Raw genomic sequence first — 26,707 nt, 5'->3', positions numbered from 1 at the left:
TCACACGTCGGCGGGTCGGTCGGGGACCCGCCGACGTGTGTTTCTCTCTGTCCGTTCCGTCTAGAGGCCGTGCTCGGCCAGCCATTCCTGCGCGACCTCGCGCGGATCGCCGCCGGTCTGGACCTCACCGGCCATCGTGGCCAGGTCGGCGGTGGTGATCTCGCCGGCCACCTTGTTCATCGTCTTGACCTGGTCCCGGTTCAGCGCCGCCGTCCGGAACACCGGCACCAGCATCTCCGCTCGCGGTCCGGACACCGCCGCGTCGCGAGGCTTCTCGGCGGACCCGCCGGCGCGCGACTCGTCGGCGTTCTCCCCCTCACCCGCCGGGGTGCGAAGCGCCTGCACGTCCGACGACGCGCCCTCGGCGTCCTCACCGGCGATGTCGAGCGGCGCCAGCAACCCGATCGCGTCGCCCTGCGAGGCGCGCACCAGGACCTGCCCGGTGGTCGGGACCGTCTCCACCGGGCCCAGGCGGCAGCCGGCGTCGGCGAACGCCTTCAGCGTCGACGGCTCCGGGTCGGAGGTGACGATGACGGGCAGTCCGGGCGGCAGCAGAGCGCAATCGTCGAGGCCGGACACACCGAGGGTCCCGGCCAGTGTGGTCGAGACGAAGAGCTGCGGGGCATCCGACACCGGCGTCTCGTCGCCCACGGAGACCCCCTGCGGCAACGACCGGTTCAGGTCGACGTACACCTCCTCGGCACCGACCGCGGTCGATGACGGCGCGAGCAGCGACAGCAGTTCGCCGGTGAAGGCCGGGAAGAGATCGATCTCGGCACGGTCCATCTCCTCGAGAAGCGTCGCATCGTCGCCGAGGGGATGGTCGTCGGAGACCACCGACCCGACGTTGCGCAGTGCGCCCGTGTAGATCTCGGCCATCACGCGCATCGCCGGCTGGTCGGCGGAGCCGATCACCAGCGCGCGGGGCGCGCCCGCGTCGTCGCCGCATCCGGTCAGCCCGAGGACGAGCATCGCGACCAGTCCGGTCACCACCGCGAGACGTTTGCCGACGTGACTCTTTCGCACCCTGCCACCGTATCGGTTGCGCGGGCCCGCCCATGTGCCGGAGCGTCCCCGGTCGGTCACGCCCCCTGGGCGATGAAGCCCATGATCGAGTCGGCGACGAGCTGGACCGCGATCGCCGCGAGCAGCAGACCCGCGATCTTGGCGAGCAGCGTGATGCCCCCGACCCCGAGGACCCGGATCAAGAAGGTCGAGTAGCGCAGGACGAGCATCACCACGATGTGGACGCTGACGATCGCCGCCGCGATCGCCAGATAGCCCGCCGCCTCGCCGTTCACACTGCTGACCTGGACGATGACGGCCGCGATGGCACCGGGACCGGCGAGAAGCGGGGTGCCCAGCGGCACCAGGGCCACGTTGACGTCCTCCGACGCCTTCGGGTTGCCGGCATTGCCCAGGCCGGTGAGCAACTGCAGCGCCACCAGCAGCAACAACAGGCCGCCAGCGCCCTGCAGCGCCGGGATGCCGATGTGCAGGTAGTTCAGGATCGCCTTGCCGCCGATGGCGAAGACGCTGATCACCAGCAGACTCACCATGGGCGCCTGCCACGCGGCGCGGCGCCGGTACTCCGGCGAGCGCTGCCCCACCAGACTCAGGAACAGCGGGATCTGACCGGGCGGGTCCATGATGACGATCAACGTGATCAGCGTCGTCGTGTACACGGTGACGTCGAATGGCACGGACGCGATGCTACTTGCCGTCGTCCTCGCACCGGCGAGGTTGCGGCCTCGACGCGCCCGGCTGTGCTGCCCGCGCGGGTAGCATCGGCAATCGTGGCGTCGATCCCGAGGTCAGGTTCCCGTGGCCTCTCATCGCGCCGGGCCCCGAGCCCGTCGCCCCCGCAGCCCCCGTCCTCGACCGGGGCCGTCGTCGACTGTGCCGTCTACGTCAACGGCCACCGTCAGCCGGGTGAGGTCGGCTATCGCGAGGCCCTGCAGCGGGTCCGCGAATCCGGCGAGGGTTTCGTGTGGGTCGGGCTGCACGCCCCCGACGACGCGCAGATGGCCGATGTGGGACGCACTTTCGGGCTCCACGAGCTCGTCGTCGAGGACGCCGTCCACGCCCATCAGCGCCCGAAGCTCGAGGTCTACGACGACACCCAGTTCCTGGTGCTGCGCACGGTCCAGTACGTCGAGCACGAGTCGATGGCCAAGGCGAGCGAGGTCGTGGAGACCGGCGAGATCATGGTCTTCGCCGGTCCCGACTTCGTGCTCACCGTGCGCCACGGCGAGCACACCGAGTTGTCCGGGATGCGTCGCCGCCTCGAGGCTCGGCCCGAACGCCTCGCACTCGGCCCCACCGCGGTCCTGCACGCCGTCGCCGACAAGGTCGTCGACACCTACCTCGCGGTCACCGAACGCATGGACGTCGACGTCGCGGCCATCGAGGAATCGGTGTTCAGCAGGCAGAACCGATGGCTCGACATCGACCCCGTCTATCTCCTGCGCCGCGAGGTCCTCGAGCTGCGGCGCGCGGTGACACCGCTCGCCGAGCCGCTCCGCATTCTCACCGTCAACGGAAATCCCTTGGTGCCCAAGGAGGTCCGGCGGCACCTACGCGACGTGTCCGATCACCTCACCACCGTGATCGACCGCGTCCTGGAGTACGACGACCTGCTGAACTCGCTGCTCCAGGCCGGGGCGGCCAAGGTCGGCATCCAGCAGACCACCGACATGCGCAAGATCTCCGCGTGGGTCGCGATCGCGGCGGTGCCGACGATGATCGCGGGCATCTACGGGATGAACTTCGAGTACATGCCCGAACTGAACCAGCCCTGGGGTTATCCCCTCGTCCTGGGACTGTTGGTCGCGGTCTGCGCGGTGCTGTTCGTGGTGTTCCGGCGCAGCCACTGGCTGTGAGGGCCGAGGGCGGCCCGGGCCTCGTCAGATGCGCAGACATCGTCGAGGCGGTTCCGAGCCGATCCCCGCAAGCAGCGCTGGTCGCCCGCGGGCACGGGATCGAACGCAGCGTGATTGACGACGGCCGGTGCCGGGTAGCCGACCGACCATGAGTTCCACCGAGATCGACGAGACCGTCGCCGAGCTGCTCGACCGCGCGGGCCGCACCTACGCCGACGAGGCCGGGATCACGCTGAAGAACACCCCGTCTCCCCTGTTCGAATTGCTGGTCCTGTCGTTGTTGCTGTCCACCCGGATCTCGGCCGGCATCGCGGTGGCGGCGGCCCGGGAACTCTTCTCGTCCGGGTACCGCACGCCGCAGACGATGGCGGACGCGTCCTGGCAGGACCTCGTCGACGCACTTGGCCGGGCGCACTACAAGCGCTACGACGAGAGCACCGCGACCCGTCTCGGCGAAGCCGCGCGGAAGGTCCTCGACGACTACCACGCCGACCTGCGGGAGCTCGCCGAACGAGGCGACCACGACCCCGAGCAGGTGGCCGATCTCCTCCAGGAGTTCACCGGCATCGGACCGGTCGGTGCGGACATCTTCCTGCGCGAGGTGCAGTCGGTCTGGACCTGGGCCGCCCCTCGGTTCGACGAGCGGGCACTGCAGGGAGCCGAAGAACTCGGCCTGCCCACCGACCCCGACCAGCTCGCCGCTCTCGCCGGCGGGAGACCCGAACTCCTCGCCGCGGCGCTGGTGCGGGCCTCGCTCGACGACGATCTCGTCGCCGACCTCCGATCGCGCTGACCGGCGTCGCTCTCCGGCCTACGCTGGAAGCACGCCGATCCGCCCGTACGCGCCACCCGCGCGGCGAGGAGCGACGCGGCCCAGGTGGGGTTTGACCTGCGCCCGTTCGGGTAATCGGAGACGGTTCTGCGACCCGGTCCCCCGGGTCTGGGCGGACCGACCGGGAGGAGTGCTGGTGACAGCGAGTTCGATCATTTCCGACACGACGTCCGAGGTCTTTCGCGTGCCCGTCCTGCCCCGCGCGCGTGGTCCGCTGTCGAAGGCCGTGATCGACCTTCTCCGCAGCGACCCCGAATCCTCGACGGAGGCACCTGGCCTGGGCACCCACGTGATCGACGCCGATCCCTACGGTGAGGACCTGCAGCTGGCGCTCTACCTCTGTTACGAGATGCACTACGTCGGATTCGCCGACGTCGACGTGGCCTGGGAATGGAATCCTGCGCTCCTGTCGCTACGCGCCGCCCTCGAGAGCCGCTTCCGCCACGCCCTGCACCGCGACGTCCCGGCGTCCGACGAGAACGTCGACGACGTCATGGACGACCTGTGCATCGAGGACATCGACGGCGACGGCGCGTCGTATCACCTGCGCGACAACGGGACGTGGGATCAGTACCGGCAGATGTTCGCGCTGCGCTCGCTGTACCACCTGAAGGAGGCCGATCCGCACGCCTGGGCGATCCCGCGGCTGCGCGGACACGCGAAGGCCGCCTATGTCGCAGTCGAATTCGACGAGTACGGCAGTGGTCGGGGCAAGGCCGTCCACCAGGAGCTGTTCGCCGACCTGCTCCGCGCGTCCGACCTGTCGGCCGACTACCTGGGCTACCTCGACACCGTGCCGGGTGTGGCACTGACACCGGTGAACCTGATGTCGCTGTTCGGTCTCCACCGCCGATACCGGGGCGCGGCCGTGGGCCATCTCGCGGCCACCGAGATCACCTCGCCGCCCGGGTCGCAGCGCCTGCTGGCCGGCCTGGAGCGACTCGACGCCCCGGAGGCCTGCCGGCACTTCTACCGCGAGCACGTCGAGGCCGACGCGGTGCACGAGCAGATCCTGCGCACCGACGTCGTCGGCGATCTCGTCCGCTCCGATCCGAGCGCCGAGGCCGACGTGGTCTTCGGCATCCGCGCCTTCCTCTTCGTCGAGGACGCGCTCGGCGCCCACATGATGGATGCGTGGGAGCGCGGCGAGAGCGCGTTCCCCGGGATCTGAGCGCCGGCGACCTGACATACAACGGCTTCGACCCCGACTCGATGAGTCGGGACCGAAGCCGTTGATGTGGTCGGGTCAGGAAGTCTGCCGCCGCCTGCGCTTGCGGTGGCTGGTGTCGCACAGCGGGTAGTTCTTGCTGCGCCCGCAGGCACAGACCGCGACCATGAACCGGTCGGACTGCACGCGGCAGCCGTCGGGTAGTTCGATGTCCACCGGCCCCTCGACGAGCACCGGACCGCCGCGGACGACACGCACCCTCCTGCGCTCGGCGCCCGGCTGCGGGTTCTCGTCCACGGTCGTGCTCCTCACGGTCGACATGTCGGCGACGACGTCCTCGACGGTCATGACGTCTGCTGTTCGGTGTGATCGGTCGCCGGCGTGCGCGCAGCCTCTCCGGTCGCAGCGTCTCCAGGGGCCACGGCGACGATCGCGACGATCCGCTCGACGCGGCATCCCGGTTCGAGCAGTCCGCGCTCCTCCAGCCATCGGGCGCGGGCGGTCATCACCGGGCCGAACGGGATAACCCGCTCGTCGACGATCTCGGCGTGCAGCCCGCCTGCGCGCAGTGCGCGCACCGACTCCTCCTCGTCGGCGAACTCCGAGTGGACGAGCACGAACGCACCGCCGGGGACGAGCAGGTCCGGCACGCGGGCGCACAGTGGGTCGAGCACGGCCCGGCCGTCGATTCCCGCATCCCAGGCATGGGAGGGCCCGTTCAGGTGGTACTCCGGATCGGACACGTCGGGTGTCGGAACATAGGGCGGATTGCAGGTGACCACGTCGTAACGTCCGACGTGACGTCGCAGGTCCCCGAGCCGGACGTCCACGGACACGCCCGCGCGTTCGGCTCCGGCGCGCGCGTACGTCACCGCGTCCGCGGAGGCGTCGACCGCGGTGACCCGTGCCGCGCCGAGACGGGCTGCGGCGATCGCCACCGCGCCGCTACCGGTGCACAGATCGAGGACCGACGCCCCGGTCACGCCGCGCTCGCGCAAGGCGTCGACGAGCAGTTCGGTGTCCTGCTGTGGCAGGTAGACCTTGGCCGCCAGCGGATCGGTCGGGGCCTTGGGCCGGGTCAGTGCAAGTGGGTACACAGAGGTCACCGTCATCGGACCACCGCCGTGCATGCATCGTCTCGCCGTGTCATCTCGTCCGCCTTCCGACCGCGCCGTCACCGGCGAAGGCACTTCGCCTCTGGCTGTCGATACCCCAGCCGTGCCCGGGCCAAACCCGGCGAGTGACAGCGTCAGGCGGGGCTGGCCGACGCGCGGTCGGGCGCGGTGACGTCGATGCCGGCCTCCCGCCACGCCTCGCGCAACGCGTCGGCACCCTTCAGCCGCACCCAGGCGGCCTCGTTCGCGGTGATCGGGATCGCCCGCAGGAAGCGAACGGGGTCCATCGGCTCGGGCAGTGCCACCTCGCCGAGGTCGTCGTCGGCGAGCAGCACCGCGGTACACGACGACCCGTCCCACAGCGGTTCCCCGAGGTCGACCAGCGCGTCCGCGGTCAGGATCAGGCCCTCCACGGCCGGCGCGGCGGCCAGCGTCGCCATCCGCTTGTGCAGACCGGGCAGCGGGCTGTCGGGGCGCAGGCGCACCACCAGTTCGGCGCGGGGTCCGCGGAGCGGGTCGGCGTGCAGGTCGGTCGGATCGGTCATCGGGTGCCGCGCGCAGCCTGAGGTCACGTACACCAGTTCCTCGGGTCCGGCGTCGCCGGTCACGAACCGCAGCACATCGATCGGCTCGACGCCGAGGAAGGTCACCGACGCACGCTGGGGTTCGACGCCGAGCCGGTCCAACAGGTACTTCCCGACGATGTCGGTCACCGATGCACTCACGTCCGACAGGCTACCGAGAGGCACTCCACGCCCCGGCGTCTCGTCTAGCCTGGGTGCCATGGTCCGGGTTCTGGCGGTCGCCGACGAGGTGGTGGAATCCCTCGCCCTCGGCGTCGGCATCGAGGGCCGCCCCGACCTCGTGCTCGGTGCGGGCGACCTGCCGTTCGGCTACCTCGAGACCCTGTCCGAGCTGTGCGAGGCCCCGTGCGTCTACGTGCCCGGCAACCATGATCGCGACCTGCGGGGATACCGGCGGGGACGGACCGGCTGGACCCGCGCCGGTCTCCCGGCCGACGATCCCGGTCCGGCCGGCGCCGTCAACGCCGACGGCCGGACCGTCACCGTCGCAGGTCTCCGCATCTCCGGCCTCGGGGGGTCTCGCCGCTACAACGGCGGGTCGAACCAGTACACCGACGCCCAGCAGCGGCTGCGATCCCTGCGCCTGCGGTGCGGCAACGCCCTGAGCCGCGCGACGTCGAGGTCGGATCGCCCGGGTGTCGACATCCTCCTCACCCACAGCCCGGCCCGCGGCGTCGGCGACCGCGACGACGAGCCGCATCGCGGATTCGAGTGCTTCCACCCGCTCGTGCGGTCGCTACGACCGACGCTGCTGGTGCACGGTCACATCCATCCGTACGGCGACTGCCCCGCCGACCTGCCGATCGGCAAGCACACCACGTCGATGAACGTGGTCGGATACTGTCAGTTCGACATCGATCCCACTACCGGGAGGGTCGAGATCGTGAGGCGCAGACATGGCGCGTGACACCGGTTTCCCCGAGGCGGACGCGGAGAACGACTTCGCACGGTTACGCCGCCAGGCCGAACGTGCCCGTCTCGCACAGTGGTTCACGCGTCAGCCCGCCGACATCAACGCGATCCTGCCGTTCGACGAGGTGTGCGCGGCGCTCGGCGTGACCGGCAAGACCGTGCTCGGACTCCAGGTGGTGGAGGTGTCCTCCATCGTCGGAAGCGTCGACCGCACCAAGGATTTCGACCGCTACTTCCGGCCGACCTCCTCCCGGGTGCGCGAGCGGTGGCAGCGGCTCGCGGCCGCGCAGCGGCGCGGCGAGTCCATGCCACCGGTGCAGCTCTATCGGATCGGCTCGATGCACTTCGTCATCGACGGACATCACCGCGTGTCGATCGCGATCGCCCGCGGATACCGCACCATCGACGCCTACGTCACCGAGATCCACACGCGGATATCGCCGGAGGGCATCAACGCGCCGTCGGACCTGATCCTCAAAGACCACCGGCGGCTCTTCCTGTCCCGCGTGCCGCTCGAGGGCTCCCAGGCCGACGCGATCCGCCTGTCCGATCCCTTCGACTACGCCGAGCTCGCCGAGAACGTGGAGGCGTGGGGGTTCCGGCTCAGCCAGGAGATCGGCGAGTTCCTCAGCCGCACCGAGGTCGCGCGCCGGTGGTTCGGCGAGGAGTTCCTGCCCGTCGTCCGCATGGCGCGTCGGGCCGGCATCCGCGAGGACATCGAGAGCGACGCCGAGCTGTACCTGTGGCTCGCCTGCGAGCGGTACCGCCTGATCCGCCGGCACGTGTGGGACGAGAAGGTGTTCGACGAACTGCGCGACCACTCCCGCCGGCACCGCCGATAGGCCTGTCGGACACGACGAACGCCACCCCGGACTCGCTGGTGATCGCCCGCGAATCCGGGGTGGCGCTCGGCGTGGGTGTCGGTGACGCCGCTCAGCGACGACGCAGCGATTCGCCCGAGCTCTGGTCGAAGACCGCGACCTTCGACGCGTCGTAGAACAGCTCGGCGGTCGACCCGCGGGTGACCTTCGAATCCGGTGACAGGCGCGCGATGAGCTGGCTTCCGCCCAGGTCGGCGCCGGAATCGGCGGACAGTTCGGCGAGCGCGTCGCTCGACGCCCGCGACCCCGAGCCGATCCCGAAGTAGGCGTAGATGTCCGAGCCCATCGACTCCAGGACGTCGATGTTCGCCGAGAACGTCGCACCCTGGGCACGCGTGGTCGGGTCGACCAGCGCGGCGTCCTCGATGTGCTCGGGACGGATGCCGACGAGGACCTCGCCGCTGCTGCCGACGTCACCGGCCCGCGAGAGCACCGAACGGAGGTCGTCGAGTGCGATCGTGCCGATCGGGGTGTCGATGCCCTCGGTGCTCAGCCGGCCGGGCAGGAAGTTCATCGCGGGTGAACCGATGAAGCCGGCGACGAACACGTTGGCCGGGTTGTTGTAGAGCTCCTGCGGGGTGCCGATCTGCTGGACGTGCCCGCCGCGCAGCACGACGACGCGGTCGCCGAGGGTCATCGCCTCGGTCTGGTCGTGCGTCACGTACACCGTGGTGGTGCCCAGACGCTGCTGCAGCTGCGCGATCTCCGTGCGCATCTGCACACGCAGCTTCGCGTCGAGGTTCGACAGCGGCTCGTCCATCAGGAACGCCTTGGGCGAGCGCACGATCGCGCGGCCCATCGCCACGCGCTGGCGCTGGCCGCCGGACAGGTTCGCCGGCTTGCGGTCGAGGTACTGCCCGAGGTCGAGTATGCGGGCGGCCTCGTCGACCTTCGCCGCGATCTCGTCCTTCGGCAGCTTCTGCAGCGTCAGCGGGAAGGCGATGTTCTCCCGGACGGTCATGTGCGGGTAGAGCGCGTAGCTCTGGAACACCATCGCGATGTCGCGGTCCTTGGGGGCGCGCTCGTTGACGCGCTCGCCGTCGATCCGCAACTCGCCCGAGGTGATGTCCTCGAGGCCCGCGATCATGTTGAGGGTCGTGGACTTTCCGCAGCCCGACGGCCCGACGAGGATCACGAACTCGCCGTCGGCGATCTCGATGTCGACCTCGTGGACCGCGACCGAGCCGTCCGGGTACTTCTTGGTGACCTTGTCCAGAACGATGTCTGCCATGGGTTATCCCTTCACGGCGCCGGATGTCAGGCCGGCCACGATTCGACGTTGGAAGAAGAGAACGAAGATGATGATGGGGATCGTGATCACGACCGCGGCGGCCGAGATCGATCCCGTCGGTTCCTCGAACTGAGAGCTGCCGGTGAAGTTCGCGATCGCCACCGGCGCGGTGATCGCGCGTTCGGTGGAGGTCAGTGACAGCGCCAGCAGCAGGTCGTTCCAGGCGAAGATGAACACCAGGATCGCCGCGGTCACCACACCGGGGGCCGCCAGCGGGGCGATCACCTTGGTGAACGCCTGGAACGGTGTGGCGCCGTCCATCTTCGCGGCCTTCTCGAGTTCCCAGGGGATCTCGCGGAAGAACGCCGACAGCGTGTAGATCGCCAGCGGCAGCGCGAAGGTGATGTACGGCAGGATCAGGCCCGGCCAGGTGTCGAACAGGCCGAGTCGGCGCTCGATGTTGAACAGCGGCGTCACCAGCGAGATCTGCGGGAACATCGCGATGAGCAGCGCCGCGCCGATGAGGACCTTCTTGCCCGGGAACTCCAGTCGCGCCACGGCGTAGGCCGCCATGGTGCCGAGGATGACCGCGATGAGGGTGGTGATCAGGCCGACACCGATCGAGTTGATCAGCGCCGAGGTGAAGGCGCTCGTGTCGAAGATCGACTTGTAGTTGTCGAGGGTCCATTCCTTCGGGATGAAGCTGCCGTCGGTCACGCTCGACGCGGGCTTGAACGACAGGCTGATGATCCACAGCAGCGGGATGAGCGCGTACAGGATCACCAGGATGTTGGCGATGGACCACCAGGCCTTCGATTTACCGCTCGCATTCACCGGCTTACCTCCCCTCGTCGTCGGAACCCGGTGCGGCGGTGCCGAACCCCTTGATGAACACGAATGCGATCAGCGCCACGCACAAGAAGATCAGGATCGAGATCGCCGATCCCACACCGAGGTTGAAGGCCTTGAACAGGTTGTCGTAACCGAGCATCGAGACCGAGTAGGTGCTGTTGGACCCTCGCGTGAGCACGTAGATGTTGTCGAAGACGCGGAACGCGTCGAGCGTGCGGAACAGCAGCGCCACCAGGATGGCCGGCTTCATCAGCGGAAGGATGATGCGCCACAACCGCGTCCACGCCCCCGCACCGTCGACCTGGGCCGCCTTCAGCAGGTCGTCGGGCACCAGGGCCAGACCCGCCAGCAGCAGCAACGCCATGAACGGCGTGGTCTTCCAGACCTCGGCGAGGACGATGATCGCCAGCGACGGCCACTGCTCGGTGAGCGGCGCGCTGCCGTCGGGCAGCAGGTTCGCCAGATAGCCGGTGCCCGGCGTCCAGGCGTAGTACCAGGAGAACGCCGCGGCCACGGTGACGATGCCGTACGGGATCAGGACCACCGTGCGGATCGTCCCCCGTCCGAAGATCGTCCGGTGCATCACCAGCGCGATGGCCATGCCCAGGACGAACTCGATGATCACCGACACGACCGTGATGCCCAGCGTGACCGAGAACGCGGTCCACCAGTAGCCGTCGGAGAGCACTGCCCCGTAGTTGGAGAACCAGACGAACTCGCGTTCACCCGGCGCGGACAGGCTCATCTTGTTCAGCGAGAGCCAGAACGCGTAGATGATCGGGTATCCGGTCACCAACAGCATCATGATCGCGGCGGGGGCGATCAGCCAGTACGCCAGCCGGCGCTCGGCCGACTTACCCTCGCTCAGCCTGGCCTTCTTGGCCTTCTTCTCCTCGCGGGGACGTTCGGCGAGAGCGGTCGCGGCACCCGCGGCGCCTCCGGCCGGTGCCGCGGCACCCGGGGCGTTCCATCCGCCCGCGGAGCCGGAGGTGTCGGCGGCCTGTTGTTCGTGACGGCCGCCGGGCGGCGGCTTCCACAGTTCGGCGGACTGGACCGGCGGCGGCCCACCGACTATCGGGATGGGGCCGGTCTGCGGGGGCGCATCGTCGGGCAGTGCGTGGCGGCCGGCGCGGAAGCCGGACTCGTTGCCCGGATCGTCGTCGCGGGGCGTGTTCTCGTCGGTCACGGGATCAACCCTTCCCCGTTGATTGCCTTCTGGACGGCGTCGGCCAGCTCATCGACCAGGGTCTCCGGGTCCCAGGCGCCGACCGGACTCAGCTTCGCCTGCAGCAGGGTCGAGATCGCCTGATAGTCGGGCGACTTCGGACGCACCGCGGCGTGTTCGGGCTCCAGCTGCCGCTTGATCTCCTCCCACATCGGGTAGGCGAGCCGGAAATCACGGTCGTCGTAGATGGATTCGATGACCGGCGGCGGACCCGCGTTGAGCGAGAACATCTTCTGCGACGCCTCGTTGGTGATGCACTCGGCCGCCTGCCAGGCCAGATCCTGCTGCTTGGAGGTGCTGGCGACCGCGATGTTGAGACCGCCGAGGGTGGTCTTGGTCGGCAGGCCCTCGAAGCCCGGGTACGGGGCGAAGTCGAAGACCTTCTGCATCTCGCGGTTCACCGGGATGACGTCGCGGTCCGACGGCGGGTTGTTCGGGTCGGCGTACAGGTTGGCGAAGCGCTTCAGGTCGAGGAACGGGACGCTGCCCGCGATCGCGTTCTCGCGCATACCGGGGAACACGAAGGGCCAGTTGACCTCGTAGAGCGCCTTGCCGCTCTCCATGCCGAGCCGCGCGGAGCCCTCGTCGGAGTTGGACAGCGACGGGTCGTGGCCGGGCGCGGTGGCGACCGCCTTCAGCGTGCGCAGCGCGCGCACGGTCGCCGCGCGGTGCTCGGGGGTGTCGTTCAGCGTGACCTTGTCGGGGTCGTCGGGGTCGACGACCTGGCCGCCGGCGCTGACGAGCACCGAGTTGAACCACACCATCAGGCCCTCGTACTGCCGGCCCTGCACCATGATGTAGGTCGGACCGCCGTTGCGGCCGCTGATGAGCGCGTCCTCCAGCATGCCGTCCCAGGTGGAGGCCGGGCGCTTGCGACCGACCTTGTCCTCCAGGACGTCCTTGCGGTACCAGAGCAATTGGGTGTTGGTGGAGAACGGGATCGCGTAGAGGCGCTCGTTCTCGTCGTCCTCGGTCTTCCACACCGCCGTGTCGAGCGGGCCGCCCAGGGAACGCTCGGTGACCGCGGCCGCCAACTCGTCGGGAACCGGCACCATCCAACCGGCGTCGGCGAATTCGGCGGTCCACACGACGTCCATGCCCATCAGGTCCAGGCCTGCGTCGTTGCCCGCCAGCCGCCGCGCGAGCTGTAGTCGCTGGTCGTCGGCCCCCTTGGGGAGGGGCGTCGTGACGACCTTGTAGGCGCCGCCCGACTCGGCCGAGCACTTGTCGCCGATCGCGGCGAAGGTGTCGGCGCCGTCGGCCGGCGGATAGAAATTCAGTACGCCCGCTTCGTATCCCGCCCCACAGGCGGAGACGACGGGCAGGATCGCCGCCGCGGCGACCGCGGCCGCGACGACCTTTCGCCTTACGCGGCTTGTGGTTCGGGACTTCTTCGGGCCGCTGCCCGACCGCCCGGCGCTGCCGGGTCGGCCCGATACATCAGTGCTCACCCTGCTCCGCACGCAGCCTCCTCGATGTCGTACGCGGCGCAACACGAGCGGGGTGCTCCGCCGTGAGCGTCCGAGGTGCAACGCTATACGTCACGATTCGTGACATGCAACACATTCGGCATGGGCGTGCCACTCCGTCCGGAATCGTGATCGTGCCGTGTCCGAATGCCGCCGACGGGCTCAGGGCTGCAGGCGCGCGAGCATGTCGCGCGCTTTCTCTGCGGATTTGGGATCGCAGAGGACGTCGTAGCGACCGGCGACCAACTGCATCGTGGACGCGAAGTCGCGCTGGCCCCGGGTCGCCGCGTAGGGAATCGTCGCGGAGATCACACCGAAGACCATGCCGCCGACGAGGCCGACGATGATCGGCCCGAGCGGGTTGCCGGTGAACACCAGGGCGACGAGGCAGCCGAAGAAGAAGCCGAGCCAGGCGCCCGACACCAAGCCGCCGCCGATGACCTTGCCCCAGGTGAGTCGACCGATGACCCGCTCGACCTGCATCAGGTCGACGCCCACGATGGTCACGTCCTCGACCGTGAAGTTCTGGTCGGACAGGTAGTCCACCGCGCGCTGGGCCTCGGCGTAGGTCGAATAGGAACCGATCGGCCAACCCTTGGGCGGGGTCGGGAGCCCGGGCGTCTCGCGACTCGGGCGCATGGGATTCGTCATCTCGTCGAACCTTCCCCTTCTACAAGCGTCTCTTCGGGCGTCGACGCCCACGGGAGTCGACGTCGACCATGACGGTCGGGCGGTCGCCTCGACCGTCGGCCGTCGCATTGGCACTACCCTTACTTCCATGTCGTCGGTGAGCAAGGTTTTCGTGGCCAGATTAGTCGGATTGGCCGTCCTTGGTCCCGATGGCGAATCCATCGGGCGCGTCCGCGACGTCGTGCTCTCGATCCGGCTCTCCGGCCAGCAGCCGCGCGCCCTCGGCCTGGCCGTCGAACTGACCACGCGCCGAAGGATTTTCGTCCCGATGCTGCGCGTCACGAACATCGAGCCGCGCGCGGTCACGCTGAACACCGGCACGGTGAGCCTGCGCCGGCTCCACCTCCGCCCCGGCGAGGCGCTGGCGATCGGCCAGGTGCTCGACACGCGTGTGCGCGTCGTCGACCCGGATCTCCCCGAGCTCGCCGAGGCCGACGTGACCGTCGTCGACCTCTGCATCGAGCGCACCCGGACCCGCGACTGGGTCGTCTCGCGGGTCGCGGTCCGCGCGGGGCGGCGCGGCCTGCGCCGGCGCCACGAGACCCACGTCGTGGACTGGTCCAGCGTGCACGGCATCACCCAGAGCGCGCTGAACCTGCCGGGACAGGGCGTCGCCCAGGCACTCCTGCAGTTCGAGGGGATGCGCGCGGCCGACGTCGCCAACGCCTTGCGGGAGTTGCCGTCCAAGCGGCGCGGCGAGATCGCCTCGGCGCTCGACGACGAACGGCTCGCCGACGTCCTGCAGGAGCTCCCGCCCGACGACCAGAAGGCGATGCTGGCGATCCTCGGCCGCGACCGCGCGGTCGCCATCCTGGAGGAGATGGACCCCGACGACGCGGCCGACCTCCTCGGCGAGCTGCCCGACACCGAGGCCGAGGCGCTGCTCGAGGAGATGGACCCCGAGGAGTCCGAGCCGGTGCGCCGCCTGCTCCTGCACTCCCCCGACACCGCCGGCGGTGTGATGACCACCGAACCGGTCATCGTCACCCCGTCGACGACGATCGCCGAGGCCCTGGCACGGGTCCGCGACCCGGATCTGACGCCCGCGGCGGCGAGCATCGTCTTCGTCGTGCGCCCGCCCACCTCGACGCCGACCGGCAAGTACCTGGGCTGCGTGCACCTGCAGGCCATGCTGCGCGAACCGCCCGCCCATCTCGTCGGCGGAATCCTCGACACCGACCTGGCCGTCCTGCGTCCAGAGGACTCCCTGGAGACGATGACCCGTTACTTCGCCACCTACAACCTCGTGTGCGGCCCGGTCGTCGACGAGGCTGGACACCTCCTCGGCGCGGTGAGCGTCGACGACCTGCTCGACGAGCTCCTGCCGCGCGACTGGCGCGAGACCGAGCCCGAGGACGTCGCGAATCCCGGCTCCGGCGGGGTGAGGCTCCGATGAGCGAGGGTCGCAAGCTCGACACACCCAGCACGCGGGGACCCCGCTTCTCCTTCAACCTCGACTCCGACGTCGTCGGGATGTACAGCGAGCGGATCGCGCGATTCCTGGGCACCGGTCGCTACCTGGCCATCCAGACCGTCATCGTCGTGGTGTGGATCGTGCTGAACCTCGCGGCCGTGGCGATCCGCTGGGACCCGTATCCGTTCATCCTGCTCAATCTCGCCTTCTCCACCCAGGCGGCCTACGCGGCGCCGCTGATCCTGCTGGCCCAGAACCGCCAGGAGAACCGGGACCGCGTGTCCCTGGAGGAGGACCGGGCCCGCGCGGCGCAGACCAAGGCCGACACCGAGTTCCTGGCGCGCGAGCTCGCGGCCGTCCGCCTGGCACTCGGCGACACCGTCACCCGCGACTACCTCCGCCGCGAGTTCGACGAGCTGCTCGACGAGCTCACCGAACGGCTCAAGGCGAAGGACGCCGACGACGAAGTCGGCGACGACGCCGCCGAGAAGTCGCACTGACGAGCACCCGGCGGCCGCATCCGGGAAGTTCACAGCACGGCGAGACCCACTCGTTACGTCACTCCGGTAACTTCTGCCCCATCGCATTCGCGTCGGTAACTTTCCGGGTCCCGTCAGCGAATTCACTGCCGATGATCAAATGTCGGGTTCGCCATTTGGTCATCGGACCCACTATGTATGGTGGGTCACAGTTTGGCCCAGACCGGTCCCACCTCACCGGTTTCCGGCCGGCGCATTCGCTCCCGGCTCACGGGCCGACGGACCCGGGACATGCATTCACGGCGAATCGGGGGCAGACGTGTCGTGTGTTGACAACGGAGTTGATGTGAGCGTGCATTCGATGCGGCAGGAACGGACGGCAAACCGTCCGACACGGTCGACGAGGTCGGTGGAGTGCCCAGCGGCGCCCGGGTCCGGGCGCCCCGAGCAGGACGCCGGCCGCCGATGAGCCCGTTGGATCTCGTGCGGCGGCGCCGCGGACCGCGCCGTCCCCGTCGCTTCCCCCGCCGCACCGCGACCGTTGCCGTCGGCGGCGCACTGGTCGGCGCGATGGTGCTCGGCACCACCGCGTCGAGTGCACACGGTGTGCTCGTCGCGTCGCCTGCCGAGCCCGCCGAACCCGTGGCGCTGGCCGAGGTCGTCGCCGGCTCCCCGGCCACGCTCCTCGGTTTCGCACCGCCGCCGGAGAAGCCGGCGCCCATCGCCCCGCAGTTCCGGCTCGCGAGCGACCTCCCGTCGGGGCCGCTCGGCATACCCGGCATCGTGCTGCAGGCCTACAAGCTGGCGGCCAACCGCGTCGGCGCCGAGAGCCCGCAGTGCAAGCTGCCGTGGTTCCTGCTCGCCGGCATCGGCCGCATCGAGTCCAACCATGCGTCCAACGGCTCCGTCGACCAGTACGGCACGACGATCAACCCGATCGCCGGCCCGGTCCTCGACGGTTCGCTGGCGGGCAACGCCGTCATCAAGGACACCGACGGCGGCCGCCTCGACGGCGATCCCGTACACGATCGCGCGATGGGCCCGATGCAGTTCATCCCCAGCACGTGGGCCGCGTGGGGTTCGGACGCCAACGGCGACGGCAAGGCCGACCCGAACAACGTCTTCGACGCCACCTACTCCGCGGGGCGCTACCTGTGCGCCGGGGTCGCCGACATCATGGCCGAGGGCACCCGCGTCTCGGCGATCCTGCGCTACAACCGCTCGATGGAGTACGTCGTCAACGTGCTGACCTGGGCCAGTGCGTACGCGACCGGCGTGATGCCGACCAACCCGGTCCCCGAGGCCAAGCGGCTGGCGTCGAGCACGTCGAAGAAGAAGCCGAGCAGCTCGTCGTCGAGCCCCTCGAGCTCACCGTCGGCGCCGCCCACCTCCGCGCCGCCGTCGACGCGCCGACCGGGCCCGCCGCCGCAGGACTGCTTCATCGTGTGCCTGCCGACGATCACCCTGCCCGGCCAGCCGGCCCCGCCGCCGACCAAGAAGGCGCCGACGACCCGCCAGGCCCCCGCGAATCAGCCCGGACCTGCGACGACCCCGGTTCCCGCCCGCTGACCTCCCGGCTCGGCACGCGAGCCGGGACCTCCACCCGGCCCGGTCGTCGTCGCCGGTAGTCTGGATGCGATGACAACTCCAGTCGCGCCCTCCGAATCGGCGGTTCGTGCCGCTCTGGGCAAGGTCAAGGATCCCGAGATCGGCAAGCCCATCACCGACATCGGGATGGTCAAGTCGGTCACCGTCAACGACGATGCCAGCGTCGACGTCGCGGTGTACCTGACGACGTCGGGCTGCCCCATGCGCACCGAGATCTCCCAGCGTGTGGAGACCGCGGTCTCCGACGTGCCGGGTGTCGGAGCGGTCCGCGTGGAGCTCGACGTCATGAACGACGAGCAGCGGACCGAGCTGCGCAAGAAACTGCGCGGCGACAAGGCCGAACCGGTGATCCCGTTCGCCCAGCCCGGCTCGCTGACCCGCGTCTACGCGGTGGCATCCGGCAAGGGCGGCGTCGGCAAGTCCAGCGTCACCGTCAATCTCGCGGTCGCCCTGGCCGAACGCGGGCTCAGCGTCGGCGTCCTCGACGCCGACATCTACGGCCACTCGGTACCGCGCATGCTCGGCAGCGACGCCAAGCCCACCCAGGTCGAGCGGATGATCATGCCGCCGATCAGCCACGGCGTGCGCTTCATCTCGATCGGTCAGTTCACCGACGGCAACACCCCGGTCACGTGGCGCGGCCCGATGCTGCACCGCGCGCTGCAGCAGTTCCTCGCCGACGTCTATTGGGGCGACCTCGACGTGCTGCTGCTCGACCTGCCGCCGGGCACCGGCGACGTCGCGATCTCGATCGCACAGCTGATCCCGAACGCGGAGATCCTGGTGGTCACCACCCCGCAGCAGGCTGCGGCAGAGGTCGCCGAGCGGGCCGGCGCGATTGCTCTGCAGACCCGGCAGAAGATCCTGGGCGTGGTGGAGAACATGTCGTGGCTCGAACTGCCCGACGGCACCCGGATGGAGCCGTTCGGGTCCGGCGGCGGACAGAAGGTCGCCGACCGGCTCAGCCACATGGTCGGCGCACCGGTGGAACTGCTCGGACAGGTCCCGCTGGAGACCGCGCTGCGCGAGGGCGGCGACGCGGGGGTGCCGGTCGTGCTCTCCGCACCCGACTCGGCGTCGGGATCGGCGCTGCGCGCGATCGCCTCGAAGCTCGCGGTCCGCAAGCGCGGCCTGGCCGGCATGAGCCTCGGCCTCGACACCGTCCGGCACGACTGAGACCAGCTACGACGACACCCCGGCCGCCCGTGTGGGTGGCCGGGGTGTCGTCGTAGGTGTCTCGGGTGCGGGAGGGCCTAGGTGGCGTCGCAGTCGGCCACCGACGGGCGTCCGCCCTCCGACCGTCGCGGCGACGCCTCTCCCCCGGTGTTCGCCGGGCTCGCAGCGGTCCCGGCGTCGGTCTTCTCCATGGACAGCGGCGCGGACACCGGCTTGATCGGCGGGGCCGGCGAGGTGGTGCGGTCGACCGTCGTGGCGTCCTCCCCGAGCCGGAATAGCGAATCGTCACCGTCGAGCAGATGCTTGGTGACCAGTGTGCGCGGCGTCATACCGCGTAGCTCGTTCAGGTCGGCCAGCGGCTTGCGGAGATCCTCGAACTCGGGCCCGAGCTCTTCCTTGAGCTGATTGGTCGCACCGGTCGCGTAGTCGCGGACCTTGCGGATCGACTGCATGGTCCAGGACACGGCACCGGGCAGGCGCTCCGGACCGAGGATCACCAGTGCGGCGACCATCAGGATCGCGATCTCGCCCCATCCGATACTGCTGAACATCTACCTCGTCCCGGTCTGACTCACTCGATCGTCACGGCGCTCAGTCGCTCGCGGGAGTGATGGTGCCCTTGAACGTACGCCCGTCCCGCCAGTACTCGAACGGGACCTCCTGACCGATCTTCGCGGTCCGGATCGCCACATTCAACTCGTCGGCACTCTCGATGGCCCGATTGTTGAACGACGTGATGACGTCGTTCTCCCGGACCCCGGCCCGTTCGGCGGGGCCGCCGGAGACCACATTGCGCACCTGGGCGCCGAGGACGCGCTCGTTGCGCACCGAGCTCACGTTGACGCCGATCTGCGGGTGATTCACCTTGCCGTCGCGGATGAGCGCCTCGGCGATCGGCTTGGCGTCGTTGATCGGGATGGCGAATCCCAGGCCGATCGACCCGCCGCCGGCACCGAGGCGCCCGGCGGTGTTGATGCCCACGACCTTGCCCTCGGCGCTGACCAGCGGACCGCCGGAGTTGCCGGGGTTGATCGCGGCGTCGGTCTGGATGGCGTCGATCACCGCGTCGGTGTCGGACTCGGCGTCCGGCGTGAGCGCCACCGGACGGTTGAGGGCGCTGACGATGCCGTGGGTCACCGTGCGGTTGAGACCGAGCGGCGATCCGAACGCGACGACCTCCTCGCCGATCTGCAGGTCGGCGGAGTTGCCGAGCACCGAGACGGTCGGGTTCTTGACGTTGTCGACCTTGAGCACCGCCAGATCGGTCTTCGGGTCGCGGCCGACGATCCGGGCCGGGACGCGCTGACGGTCGAAGAAGACCACCTCGAGCTTGGCGTTCTTGTCGCTGGCCGCGATCGAGATGACGTGGTTGTTGGTGAGGATGTAGCCGGCCTTGTCGATGACGAAGCCGGAACCCGTCGCGTAGGCGCCCGAGGCGCGGACGTCGATGGCGACCACGGACTTCTCCACCGACTGCGCGACCCCGGCGATCGACGACCGTGGTTCGTCGCCGCGGGTGGAGTCGTCGGTGGCGAGTTCGACCGAGTCCGTGGTGAGCGGCGCGGCCACCTCTGCGGTGTACCTGCCCATGAGCCCGCCGACGATCCCGATCAGCAGCGCGATCACGGCGAGCGTGGCCAGGGCGACCCAGCTGATCCGATTGCCCAGCAACACATCTCGAACGCCGAGCTTGGGGCCCGGGTCGGTCGGCGGTGCCGCCTCGGGCGTGGACAGCGCGGGTTCGGTGAGCCGGGCGGGCGACTCGGGATCGCGCCAGGGGTCCTCGGGACGGGGTTCGTCCTCGGTCTGCCCGTAGGCGGCGAGCGGGTCGCGCTGGAGTGTCTCGTCGGAACCGGGAGGACGCCCGAACGCCTCTGCGAGCACCGGGTCCGGTGGCGCGATCTGGGGTTGCGGCACCGAGTCGGTCCGGGTGTCGGTCGCGAACGAGCCACGCACGCCGGCGGGCCGGCCGAAGACCTGCGCGGTCTCGGGCGAGACCGGCACGTGCCCACGCCGGCCGGGGGTCAGGCGGTGCGAGCCGGGCGGGTTCTCGCGTCGCGCGAACTGCCCGTCGTCCACGGGGAGGTGCATGCCGTGACCGCCTGCCGCGGTCGTGTCGTCTCCGGTGTTCGAGTCCCGCTCGTGCCGCGGTCCGGGTCCGTTGGCCACGTTCACTGGCTCCGGCGACGGAGGTTGCGCCCGCGCCCGGCGTCACGGGCGAAGGGATTGGTGGCCGCCCGCAGCAGGGGGTTGCGGGCGGCGGGGATGTTGTCGGTCGGGGCCTGCGAGCCGAGATCGATCTCGCTGGTGGGGATCTGCGAGAGCTGGCCGAGCAGCGAGGCGGGCACGGACACCTGGCCCGACTCTCGCAGGCGGGTGCGGGCCAGGGACTGGGCCTCGACGGCCGAGACGCATTCCGGACAGAGAGCCAGGTGATGCGACGCGCGGGCATGGGCCGTCATACCGAGTTCGCCGTCGACGAAGGCGGCCACGGCCTCCGGCGCCAGGTGCTCGGTGGGGGCGAAACGGCGTCCACCGGCCCGGCCGGGCTCTCGATAGCCGCGATTGGGGAGGAACGAGGAGGGCGCGGGAGTCCACGCGTCGGTGCCGAGGTTGGATCGACGGCGACGGAGATTGGGGGTCGGGGGTTCGACACCGTTGCCCCGTGTCGCACGCCCGCGATCGCCGTCCGTCATCGTCGGTCACCCCTCTCCACGACGTCTACGCCGCAACTGTCGAAGTCTGCCACTCCTCGCGCCCCCCCGCCCTGTCGGTGGTCGCGATCGCCGGTCCGATAGCCACGGTACCCATCGACCGCGACCCTTGCCGGGACCCACGACGCGGCACTCGTGCGGCGTGGTGAAGCTTATCCGAGTCTGACAACGACGCCCGGCGCCGTGAGGTTCCGGCGACGGGCGGTTGTGGTCGAGCTCGTGGGGCCGGTGCCCGGATCAGACCCGGGCGCCGACGACGACCGAGCGGCTGTCGGTGTGGCCCTGCGCGGCGAGGGCGTCGCGGATCGCCTGCCGGCCGCGGTGGATGCGGCTGCGGACCGTGCCCAGCTTCACGCCGAGCGTGGTCGCGATCTCCTCGTAGGACAGGCCCTCGATGTCACACAGCACGACCGCGGCACGGAACTCCGGGGCCAGCGAGTCGAGCGCGCGCTGCAGATCGGGATCGAGGTTCGCGGCGTCGAAGGCCTGCTGCGGATCGGGGGTGTCGGCCGGCACGCGGTCGTACTCCTCGGGCAGCGCCTCCATGCGGATCTTGTTGCGACGGCGGACCATGTCGAGGAACAGGTTGGTCGTGATGCGGTGCAGCCAGCCCTCGAACGTGCCCGGACGGTAGTTCGACAGCGACCGGAACACCCGGATGAAGGTCTCCTGCGTGAGGTCCTCGGCGTCGTGCTGATTCCCCGAGAGCCGGTAGGCCAGGCGATAGACGCGGTCGGCGTGCTCGCGCACGAGCTCCTCCCACGACGGCATGAGCAGTTCGTCGCCGGTGGCGTCGAAGCCTGCGGTGCCGGTGGGGACGGCAGCGACCTCGTCGATGGAATCACGGGGATCGGTCATGTTCGGTGGTCGGTTCCTCTCTCGTGAACACAGCCCGGTGACCAGAGCACTCACCGTTGTCCAACATCTCGACGACGGTTCGGTATTCCCGATTCGCCGGGACTTCACACCGGCCCGCCGGGAACGACCGGAACCGTCGACGCACTCACCCTCTCCCATCGGGGTGTGGTCGCCGTGTGAGCCGCCTGAGTGTTCCCTGAGGAAGTTGGGCGACCGACCGACATGGCCGCCCACCGGACGGGGATCGGCGCAGGTCGGCGTGCCGCGTCGCTGTTCACCGGCGCCGCGGTCTAACCTCGACGCGTGACCGAGTCAACCCCGTCCGACGTCCCCGACCTGATCGCCTACGCCGAGTCGGCCATCGTCGAGGACGACGCCGTCCTGGCCGCCCGCGCCCGCGCCGAGGAACTCGGCACGACGCCGGTCAGCCCGGCGGTCGGCGCGCTGCTGGCCCTGCTCGCCCGGACCGCCGGAGCGAAGGCGGTCGCGGAGATCGGGACCGGCACCGGCGTGAGCGGCCTGTGGTTGTTGAACGGGATGGCCGAGGACGGTGTGCTGACCACCATCGACCCGGAGCCCGAACACCATCGGGCGGCCCGGGCGTCGTTCGCCGGCGCCGACATCTCACCCGGCCGCACCCGGCTCATCAACGGCACGCCCACCGACGTGCTGCCGCGCCTGTCCGACGCGTCCTACGACCTGGTGTTCATCGACGGCCCCCTACTGGACCTGCCCCGCTTCGTCGCCGAGGCGGTCCGCATGCTGCGCGTCGGCGGCGTCGTCGTGGTGCACAACGCGACCGCCGACGGCACCGTCGGCGACCCCTCCCGCACCGAGCCGGCGACCGCCGCGGCCCGCGAGGCGGCGATGCTGATCGCCGACGACGAGTCGCTGCTGCCGGTGGTGATCCCGCTCGGCCCGGGCGTGCTGGCCGCCGTCAAGACCCGCTGAACCGCCGAACCCACCCGCCTTCGGCTCCTCCGCCCCACGCGAGGGCGGGTGTGCCGAAGACGGGTGGGTTCGCCGTCTGGTCTGCTCAGACGTCCGTCGAGAACCGCACGCCGTTGTCCGGGATCTGGATGCCCGGCCACACCCGTGCGCCGCGGAGGAGTTCGCAGCGCGCACCGATGTCGGCCCCGTCGCCGACGACCGTGTCGCGGATCAGTGCTCGCGGACCGATCCGCGCCCCGAAGCCGATGATCGAGCGCTCCACCACGGCGCCGGCCTCGATCACCGCGCCGTCGAAGACCACCGCGCCGTCGAGCCGCGCCCGCGGGCCGACCTCTGCCCCGCGTCCGACGACCGTTCCGCCGATGAGCAGCGCGCCCGGTGCGACGCCCGCACCCTCGTGCACCAGCGACTCGCCGTGCCGGTCGCCGAGCGCCGGGGAGGGGGCGATGCCGCGCACCAGGTCCGCCGACCCGCGGACGAAGTCCTCCGGCGTCCCCATGTCGCGCCAGTACGCGTGGTCGACGTGGGCGTGGACGTGCTTGCCCTCGGCCAGCAGCCGCGGGAACACCTCGCGCTCGACCGAGACCGGCACGCCGAACGGGATCGTCTCGATGATCTCGCGCGTGAAGACGTAGGTGCCGGCGTTGATCTGGTCGGTCGGTGGATCCTGGGTCTTCTCCAGGAAGGCGGTGACGCGACCGTCGTCGTCGGTCGGCACGCAGCCGAAGGCGCGCGGATCGCTGACCCGGACCAGATGGATGGTGACGTCGGCGCCGGCCTCGCGATGGGTCTCGATGACGTCGCGCACGTCGGTGCCGCCGAGCACGTCGCCGTTGAAGACGACGATGGTGCCGGCGGTCAGGTCGTCGAGCACGTTGCGGATACCGCCGCCGGTGCCGAGCGGCTCGTCCTCGGTCACGTACCGGAGGTTCAGACCCAGCTTGGAACCGTCGCCGTAGTACTCGCTGAACACCTCGGCCTTGTACGACGTGCTGAGCACGACGTCGCGGATGCCCGCTGCCCGGATGCGCGACAACAGGTGGGTGAGGAAGGGCAGGCCCGCGGTCGGCAGCATCGGCTTGGGGGCCGAGAGCGTCAGCGGCCGGAGCCGAGTGCCCTGCCCACCGACGAGGACGACGGCCTGGACGTCCTCGATGACCGGATCCGATTCCTCGACGGAATCGCTTTCGCGAACGGTGTGGTTGTCCACGTGGCCCGTCCCTTTCTCATGGTTGCTGGTACTCATCGATCACTCACCGGGTCGAACACTCACCGGCCGCTGTCACCCGCCGCGGCCCGCCGCGCGGCCCTCACGGCCAGGCGGGAGCGCACGGCCAGACCGACGCGAAGCGCGAGACGTATCGGCGCGCGCAGCACACCGGGATTGCGGTCCGCCTGGAATCGGTAGGCGCTCTCGTGGTGCGCGGGCAGCATCTTCTCGGGGTGCCGGCCGGCGCTGTGACCCTTGGTGTGCACGATCTCGGCACTGGGAACGTAGACGTTCTGCCAGCCGGCCTTGCCGAGGCGGTCGCCGAGGTCGACGTCCTCCATGTACATGAAGTAGCGCTCGTCGAATCCGCCTACCTCGTCGAAGGCCTTGCGGCGCATGAGCAGACACGACCCCGACAGCCAACCCACCGGTCGTTCCGACGGGGCGACGTCGTCGGCGAGGTAGGCCGCGGTCCACGGGTTGGACTTCCAGACGGTGCCGAGGATGGCGTGGCCGGTGCCCGAGATCAGGTCGGGGACCCGGCGGGCGGACGGGTACACCGAGCCGTCGGGCTCGCGGATCAGCGGCCCGAGGGAGCCGGCGCGCGGCCAGCGGCGGGCCGCGGCGAGGAGCTCCCCGATCGCGCCCGGCTTCCATTCGACGTCGGGGTTGGCGAGCAGGACGAACTCGATGTCGGGATCGAGCTGCGCGACGCCGCGGTTCATCGCCCGGCCGTAGCCGAGGTTGCCGCCGGTGCGGAGCAGGGTGACCGACTCGTACTCCTGCTCGGCGCGCTCGGGCGCACCATCGGTCGACCCGTTGTCGGCGATGATGACCTGCGGCATCTCGTCGGTCACGGCGTCGAGGCTGCGGAGAAAGGTCGCGAGGTGGTCACCGGAGAAGTAGGTCACCGTCACGACGGCTAGCTGAGCGGGCACCGGCTCAGGGTAACGAACCGCCCGCGGACGCCGAATCGGCGATGGCGGCGTGCAGTGCCGCGCGCCACTCGCGCAGCGGGGTCAGTCCCGCGGCCGCCCAGGATCGGCCCGACAGCACCGAGTACGCCGGCCGAGGTGCCGGTCGGGGGAACTCCGCGGTCGTGGTCGGGTGCACGCGGGCGGGGTCGGCGCCGATCTCGGCGAAGACCGCGGCGGCGACCTCGAACCAGGTGGCCCGGCCGGCGTTGGTCGCGTGCAGCACCTTCCCGGTCACCGCGTCGCGCGGGCCGGCGAGGACGAGTTCCCACAGTCCGTCGGCGAGGTCGCGGCAGTAGGTCGGCGAGCCGAGCTGGTCGTCGACGACCGAGACGGTGTCACGGGTGGCCTCCAGCCGGCGCATGGTCCCGACGAAGTCCCGGCTCTCCGGCCCACCCGTGTACACCCACGCGGTGCGGACGACGGTGGTGCGCCCGTCGGCCGCGAGTGCGGCACGTTCGCCCGCGAGTTTGGTCGCGCCGTAGACGGTCGCGGGCTCGCCGCGCACGTCGTCGGGTTCGTAACCGTCCGGACGGTCCTCCGCGGAACCGGCGCCCTCCCCGTCGAGGGGCGTGCCGGGGAACACGTAGTCGGTGGAGATGTGGACGAGCCACGCCCCGGCGGCCGCGGTGCGCGCGGCGAGCAGCGCGGGTCCGGCGACATTGACCCGCTCGGCACCCGCGCGGTCGGATTCGGCCCCGTCGACATCGGTGTACGCCGCGCAGTTGATCACGACGTCGGCCGGCCCGAGGCCGCCGAGGGCGGTCGCCACCGACGCCTCGTCGGCGATGTCGATGTCTGCCGAGGTCAACGGTCGCCACAGCACCTGCCCGGCGGCCCGGTCGGCCCGCTCCTGCAGGGCGGTGCCGAGTTGTCCGCCGGCGCCGACGATGTGGACGGTGGGGGTCTCGGGCGTGACGCGCATGCCGACCATCGTGCCGCAGGGCGGCCGGGCCGCACACCTTCCGCCACCGTCGGACGGGTGGGACTGCAGACCGATCGACGGACGTGATGACCACTACTCGACTTCTCGGCGTTGCGTTCTCGAATTCTCGGATCACTTCAGTAGCCTGGCGAGGTACACATCAACTGACCCTGCTTTCACTTCTGTCTCGGAAACCACACGAGTTCAGGTCGGCTCCGTGGCCGCGGCGAGAGCAGGACGACGACTGTGAAAGGGACCGCTTACCAGTGGATTCACCATCCGACGGCGCACCCGGGCGGCCGCGCCCCCGGCGTGCGGGACCGCCGGAGCCCGGCGTCCGACGGTTCCCCGACGCCGACGGCGGCCGTCGACCGGTCCGCGGTGACCGTGGTGAGCGCATCCCCCGAGAACCCGTCCGCGGTGAACGCACCGGCGAAACCGGACGGCCCGTGAGCGGCGGACGGCCCCGCGGTGTGCCGCAGGAGGCCCCGGGCCCCCGCCGCCGTGTGCTCCGTACCGCCCCGGACGCCGATCCGCGGGCACAGGCGCGCGTGCGG

At 70.2% G+C, this 26,707-nt stretch carries 28 protein-coding genes; 10 read left to right on the top strand and 18 right to left on the bottom strand.

Features of this window, described 5'->3' with window-relative positions; translation table 11 throughout:
* Window positions 1-60: 60 nt before the first annotated feature.
* Both GP2_RS14570 and GP2_RS14565 read right to left on the bottom strand, forming a co-directional pair.
* Window positions 61-1,026, bottom strand: coding sequence for a glycine betaine ABC transporter substrate-binding protein (locus GP2_RS14570; protein WP_006901287.1), 966 nt, complete (start codon window positions 1,024-1,026; stop codon window positions 61-63).
* Between the two features lie 56 nt (window positions 1,027-1,082).
* Entirely contained in the window at window positions 1,083-1,703 is a 621-nt protein-coding gene (locus GP2_RS14565; RefSeq protein WP_006901286.1) for a MarC family protein, read from the bottom strand.
* Between the two features lie 93 nt (window positions 1,704-1,796).
* On the opposite strand from GP2_RS14565, the gene GP2_RS14560 reads away from it, so the two are divergent.
* From GP2_RS14560 to GP2_RS14550, 3 genes are all read left to right on the top strand, one after another.
* Window positions 1,797-2,882 (top strand): magnesium and cobalt transport protein CorA, encoded by a 1,086-nt coding sequence (locus GP2_RS14560; protein ID WP_006901285.1) that lies wholly within the window; start codon window positions 1,797-1,799, stop codon window positions 2,880-2,882.
* 148 nt (window positions 2,883-3,030) lie between these two features.
* On the top strand, window positions 3,031-3,675 hold the full coding sequence (locus GP2_RS14555) for an HhH-GDP family DNA glycosylase (RefSeq protein WP_006901284.1): 645 nt from the start codon (window positions 3,031-3,033) through the stop codon (window positions 3,673-3,675).
* A 175-nt stretch (window positions 3,676-3,850) separates the two neighbouring features.
* A complete protein-coding gene (locus GP2_RS14550) occupies window positions 3,851-4,885 on the top strand; it encodes an iron-containing redox enzyme family protein (RefSeq protein ID WP_006901283.1) in 1,035 nt (344 codons plus the stop codon).
* 75 nt (window positions 4,886-4,960) lie between these two features.
* Here the strand turns inward: GP2_RS14550 and GP2_RS14545 are convergent, their stop codons facing one another.
* The 3 genes from GP2_RS14545 to GP2_RS14535 all read right to left on the bottom strand — a co-directional run bounded on the left by GP2_RS14545 (window position 4,961) and on the right by GP2_RS14535 (window position 6,722).
* Window positions 4,961-5,203: a CDGSH iron-sulfur domain-containing protein gene (locus GP2_RS14545; RefSeq protein ID WP_051997234.1), complete on the bottom strand. Its 243-nt coding sequence runs from the start codon at window positions 5,201-5,203 to the stop codon at window positions 4,961-4,963.
* Between the two features lie 23 nt (window positions 5,204-5,226).
* Entirely contained in the window at window positions 5,227-5,994 is a 768-nt protein-coding gene (locus tag GP2_RS14540) for a HemK2/MTQ2 family protein methyltransferase (protein WP_006901281.1), read from the bottom strand.
* Window positions 5,995-6,131: 137 nt separating this feature from the next.
* On the bottom strand, window positions 6,132-6,722 hold the full coding sequence (locus GP2_RS14535; RefSeq protein WP_040527129.1) for a suppressor of fused domain protein: 591 nt from the start codon (window positions 6,720-6,722) through the stop codon (window positions 6,132-6,134).
* 58 nt (window positions 6,723-6,780) lie between these two features.
* Here GP2_RS14535 and GP2_RS14530 point away from each other — a divergent pair, with 58 nt between their 5' ends.
* The gene (locus GP2_RS14530; protein ID WP_040527127.1) at window positions 6,781-7,488 is read left to right on the top strand and encodes a metallophosphoesterase family protein; all 708 of its coding nucleotides are present in this window, start codon (window positions 6,781-6,783) and stop codon (window positions 7,486-7,488) included.
* Window positions 7,478-8,335: a hypothetical protein gene (locus tag GP2_RS14525; RefSeq protein WP_006901278.1), complete on the top strand. Its 858-nt coding sequence runs from the start codon at window positions 7,478-7,480 to the stop codon at window positions 8,333-8,335. Before GP2_RS14530 ends, GP2_RS14525 begins: the two co-directional genes overlap by 11 nt.
* 91 nt (window positions 8,336-8,426) lie before the next feature.
* Here the strand turns inward: GP2_RS14525 and GP2_RS14520 are convergent, their stop codons facing one another.
* The 5 genes from GP2_RS14520 to GP2_RS14500 form a co-directional block, all read right to left on the bottom strand.
* Window positions 8,427-9,605 carry an ABC transporter ATP-binding protein gene (locus tag GP2_RS14520; protein ID WP_006901277.1) on the bottom strand — a complete coding sequence of 393 codons (1,179 nt, stop codon included), beginning with the start codon at window positions 9,603-9,605 and terminating at the stop codon, window positions 8,427-8,429.
* A gap of 3 nt (window positions 9,606-9,608) precedes the next feature.
* Window positions 9,609-10,439, bottom strand: coding sequence for a carbohydrate ABC transporter permease (locus GP2_RS14515; protein ID WP_006901276.1), 831 nt, complete (start codon window positions 10,437-10,439; stop codon window positions 9,609-9,611).
* Window positions 10,440-10,443: 4 nt separating this feature from the next.
* Entirely contained in the window at window positions 10,444-11,643 is a 1,200-nt protein-coding gene (locus GP2_RS14510; protein ID WP_006901275.1) for a carbohydrate ABC transporter permease, read from the bottom strand.
* Complete coding sequence (locus tag GP2_RS14505; RefSeq protein ID WP_230824551.1) at window positions 11,640-13,010, bottom strand: extracellular solute-binding protein; 1,371 nt, start codon at window positions 13,008-13,010, stop codon at window positions 11,640-11,642. The genes GP2_RS14510 and GP2_RS14505 overlap by 4 nt, the downstream gene beginning before the upstream one ends.
* Before the next feature lie 303 nt (window positions 13,011-13,313).
* Window positions 13,314-13,802, bottom strand: a complete 489-nt coding sequence (locus GP2_RS14500; protein WP_006901273.1) for a YflT domain-containing protein — start codon at window positions 13,800-13,802, stop codon at window positions 13,314-13,316.
* Between the two features lie 127 nt (window positions 13,803-13,929).
* Here GP2_RS14500 and GP2_RS14495 point away from each other — a divergent pair, with 127 nt between their 5' ends.
* The 4 genes from GP2_RS14495 (at window position 13,930) to GP2_RS14480 (ending at window position 18,518) form a co-directional block, all read left to right on the top strand.
* Window positions 13,930-15,237, top strand: a complete 1,308-nt coding sequence (locus GP2_RS14495) for a magnesium transporter MgtE N-terminal domain-containing protein (RefSeq protein ID WP_040527126.1) — start codon at window positions 13,930-13,932, stop codon at window positions 15,235-15,237.
* Window positions 15,234-15,755 (top strand): DUF1003 domain-containing protein, encoded by a 522-nt coding sequence (locus tag GP2_RS14490; protein WP_006901271.1) that lies wholly within the window; start codon window positions 15,234-15,236, stop codon window positions 15,753-15,755. Before GP2_RS14495 ends, GP2_RS14490 begins: the two co-directional genes overlap by 4 nt.
* A gap of 444 nt (window positions 15,756-16,199) precedes the next feature.
* The gene (locus GP2_RS14485; protein ID WP_006901270.1) at window positions 16,200-17,303 is read left to right on the top strand and encodes a lytic transglycosylase domain-containing protein; all 1,104 of its coding nucleotides are present in this window, start codon (window positions 16,200-16,202) and stop codon (window positions 17,301-17,303) included.
* 69 nt (window positions 17,304-17,372) lie between these two features.
* Entirely contained in the window at window positions 17,373-18,518 is a 1,146-nt protein-coding gene (locus tag GP2_RS14480; protein ID WP_006901269.1) for an Mrp/NBP35 family ATP-binding protein, read from the top strand.
* Between the two features lie 77 nt (window positions 18,519-18,595).
* Here the strand turns inward: GP2_RS14480 and tatB are convergent, their stop codons facing one another.
* From tatB to sigE, 4 genes are all read right to left on the bottom strand, one after another.
* Complete coding sequence (gene tatB, locus GP2_RS14475; protein WP_006901268.1) at window positions 18,596-19,069, bottom strand: Sec-independent protein translocase protein TatB; 474 nt, start codon at window positions 19,067-19,069, stop codon at window positions 18,596-18,598.
* A 40-nt stretch (window positions 19,070-19,109) separates the two neighbouring features.
* Complete coding sequence (locus tag GP2_RS14470; RefSeq protein ID WP_006901267.1) at window positions 19,110-20,687, bottom strand: S1C family serine protease; 1,578 nt, start codon at window positions 20,685-20,687, stop codon at window positions 19,110-19,112.
* A gap of 2 nt (window positions 20,688-20,689) precedes the next feature.
* Entirely contained in the window at window positions 20,690-21,214 is a 525-nt protein-coding gene (locus GP2_RS14465; RefSeq protein ID WP_006901266.1) for a hypothetical protein, read from the bottom strand.
* Between the two features lie 255 nt (window positions 21,215-21,469).
* Complete coding sequence (gene sigE, locus GP2_RS14460) at window positions 21,470-22,090, bottom strand: RNA polymerase sigma factor SigE (protein WP_006901265.1); 621 nt, start codon at window positions 22,088-22,090, stop codon at window positions 21,470-21,472.
* Between the two features lie 303 nt (window positions 22,091-22,393).
* On the opposite strand from sigE, the gene GP2_RS14455 reads away from it, so the two are divergent.
* A complete protein-coding gene (locus GP2_RS14455; protein WP_006901264.1) occupies window positions 22,394-23,041 on the top strand; it encodes an O-methyltransferase in 648 nt (215 codons plus the stop codon).
* 85 nt (window positions 23,042-23,126) lie between these two features.
* On the opposite strand, the gene manB is transcribed toward GP2_RS14455, so the two are convergent.
* The 4 genes from manB to GP2_RS21955 all read right to left on the bottom strand — a co-directional run.
* A complete protein-coding gene (gene manB, locus GP2_RS14450) occupies window positions 23,127-24,251 on the bottom strand; it encodes a mannose-1-phosphate guanylyltransferase (RefSeq protein ID WP_040527122.1) in 1,125 nt (374 codons plus the stop codon).
* A 59-nt stretch (window positions 24,252-24,310) separates the two neighbouring features.
* Complete coding sequence (locus GP2_RS14445) at window positions 24,311-25,189, bottom strand: glycosyltransferase family 2 protein (protein WP_006901262.1); 879 nt, start codon at window positions 25,187-25,189, stop codon at window positions 24,311-24,313.
* A 4-nt stretch (window positions 25,190-25,193) separates the two neighbouring features.
* On the bottom strand, window positions 25,194-26,159 hold the full coding sequence (gene rfbD, locus GP2_RS14440) for a dTDP-4-dehydrorhamnose reductase (RefSeq protein WP_040527121.1): 966 nt from the start codon (window positions 26,157-26,159) through the stop codon (window positions 25,194-25,196).
* 263 nt (window positions 26,160-26,422) lie between these two features.
* On the bottom strand, window positions 26,423-26,707 hold a 285-nt coding region (locus GP2_RS21955), incomplete at its 5' end, for a hypothetical protein (protein WP_040527120.1).

Source organism: Gordonia paraffinivorans NBRC 108238 (genome assembly GCF_000344155.1).
GTDB classification, from domain to species: Bacteria; Actinomycetota; Actinomycetes; order Mycobacteriales; family Mycobacteriaceae; genus Gordonia; species Gordonia paraffinivorans.
Note: the sequence above shows the minus strand (reverse complement) of the source record. Positions and strands in the feature narration are given on the sequence as shown.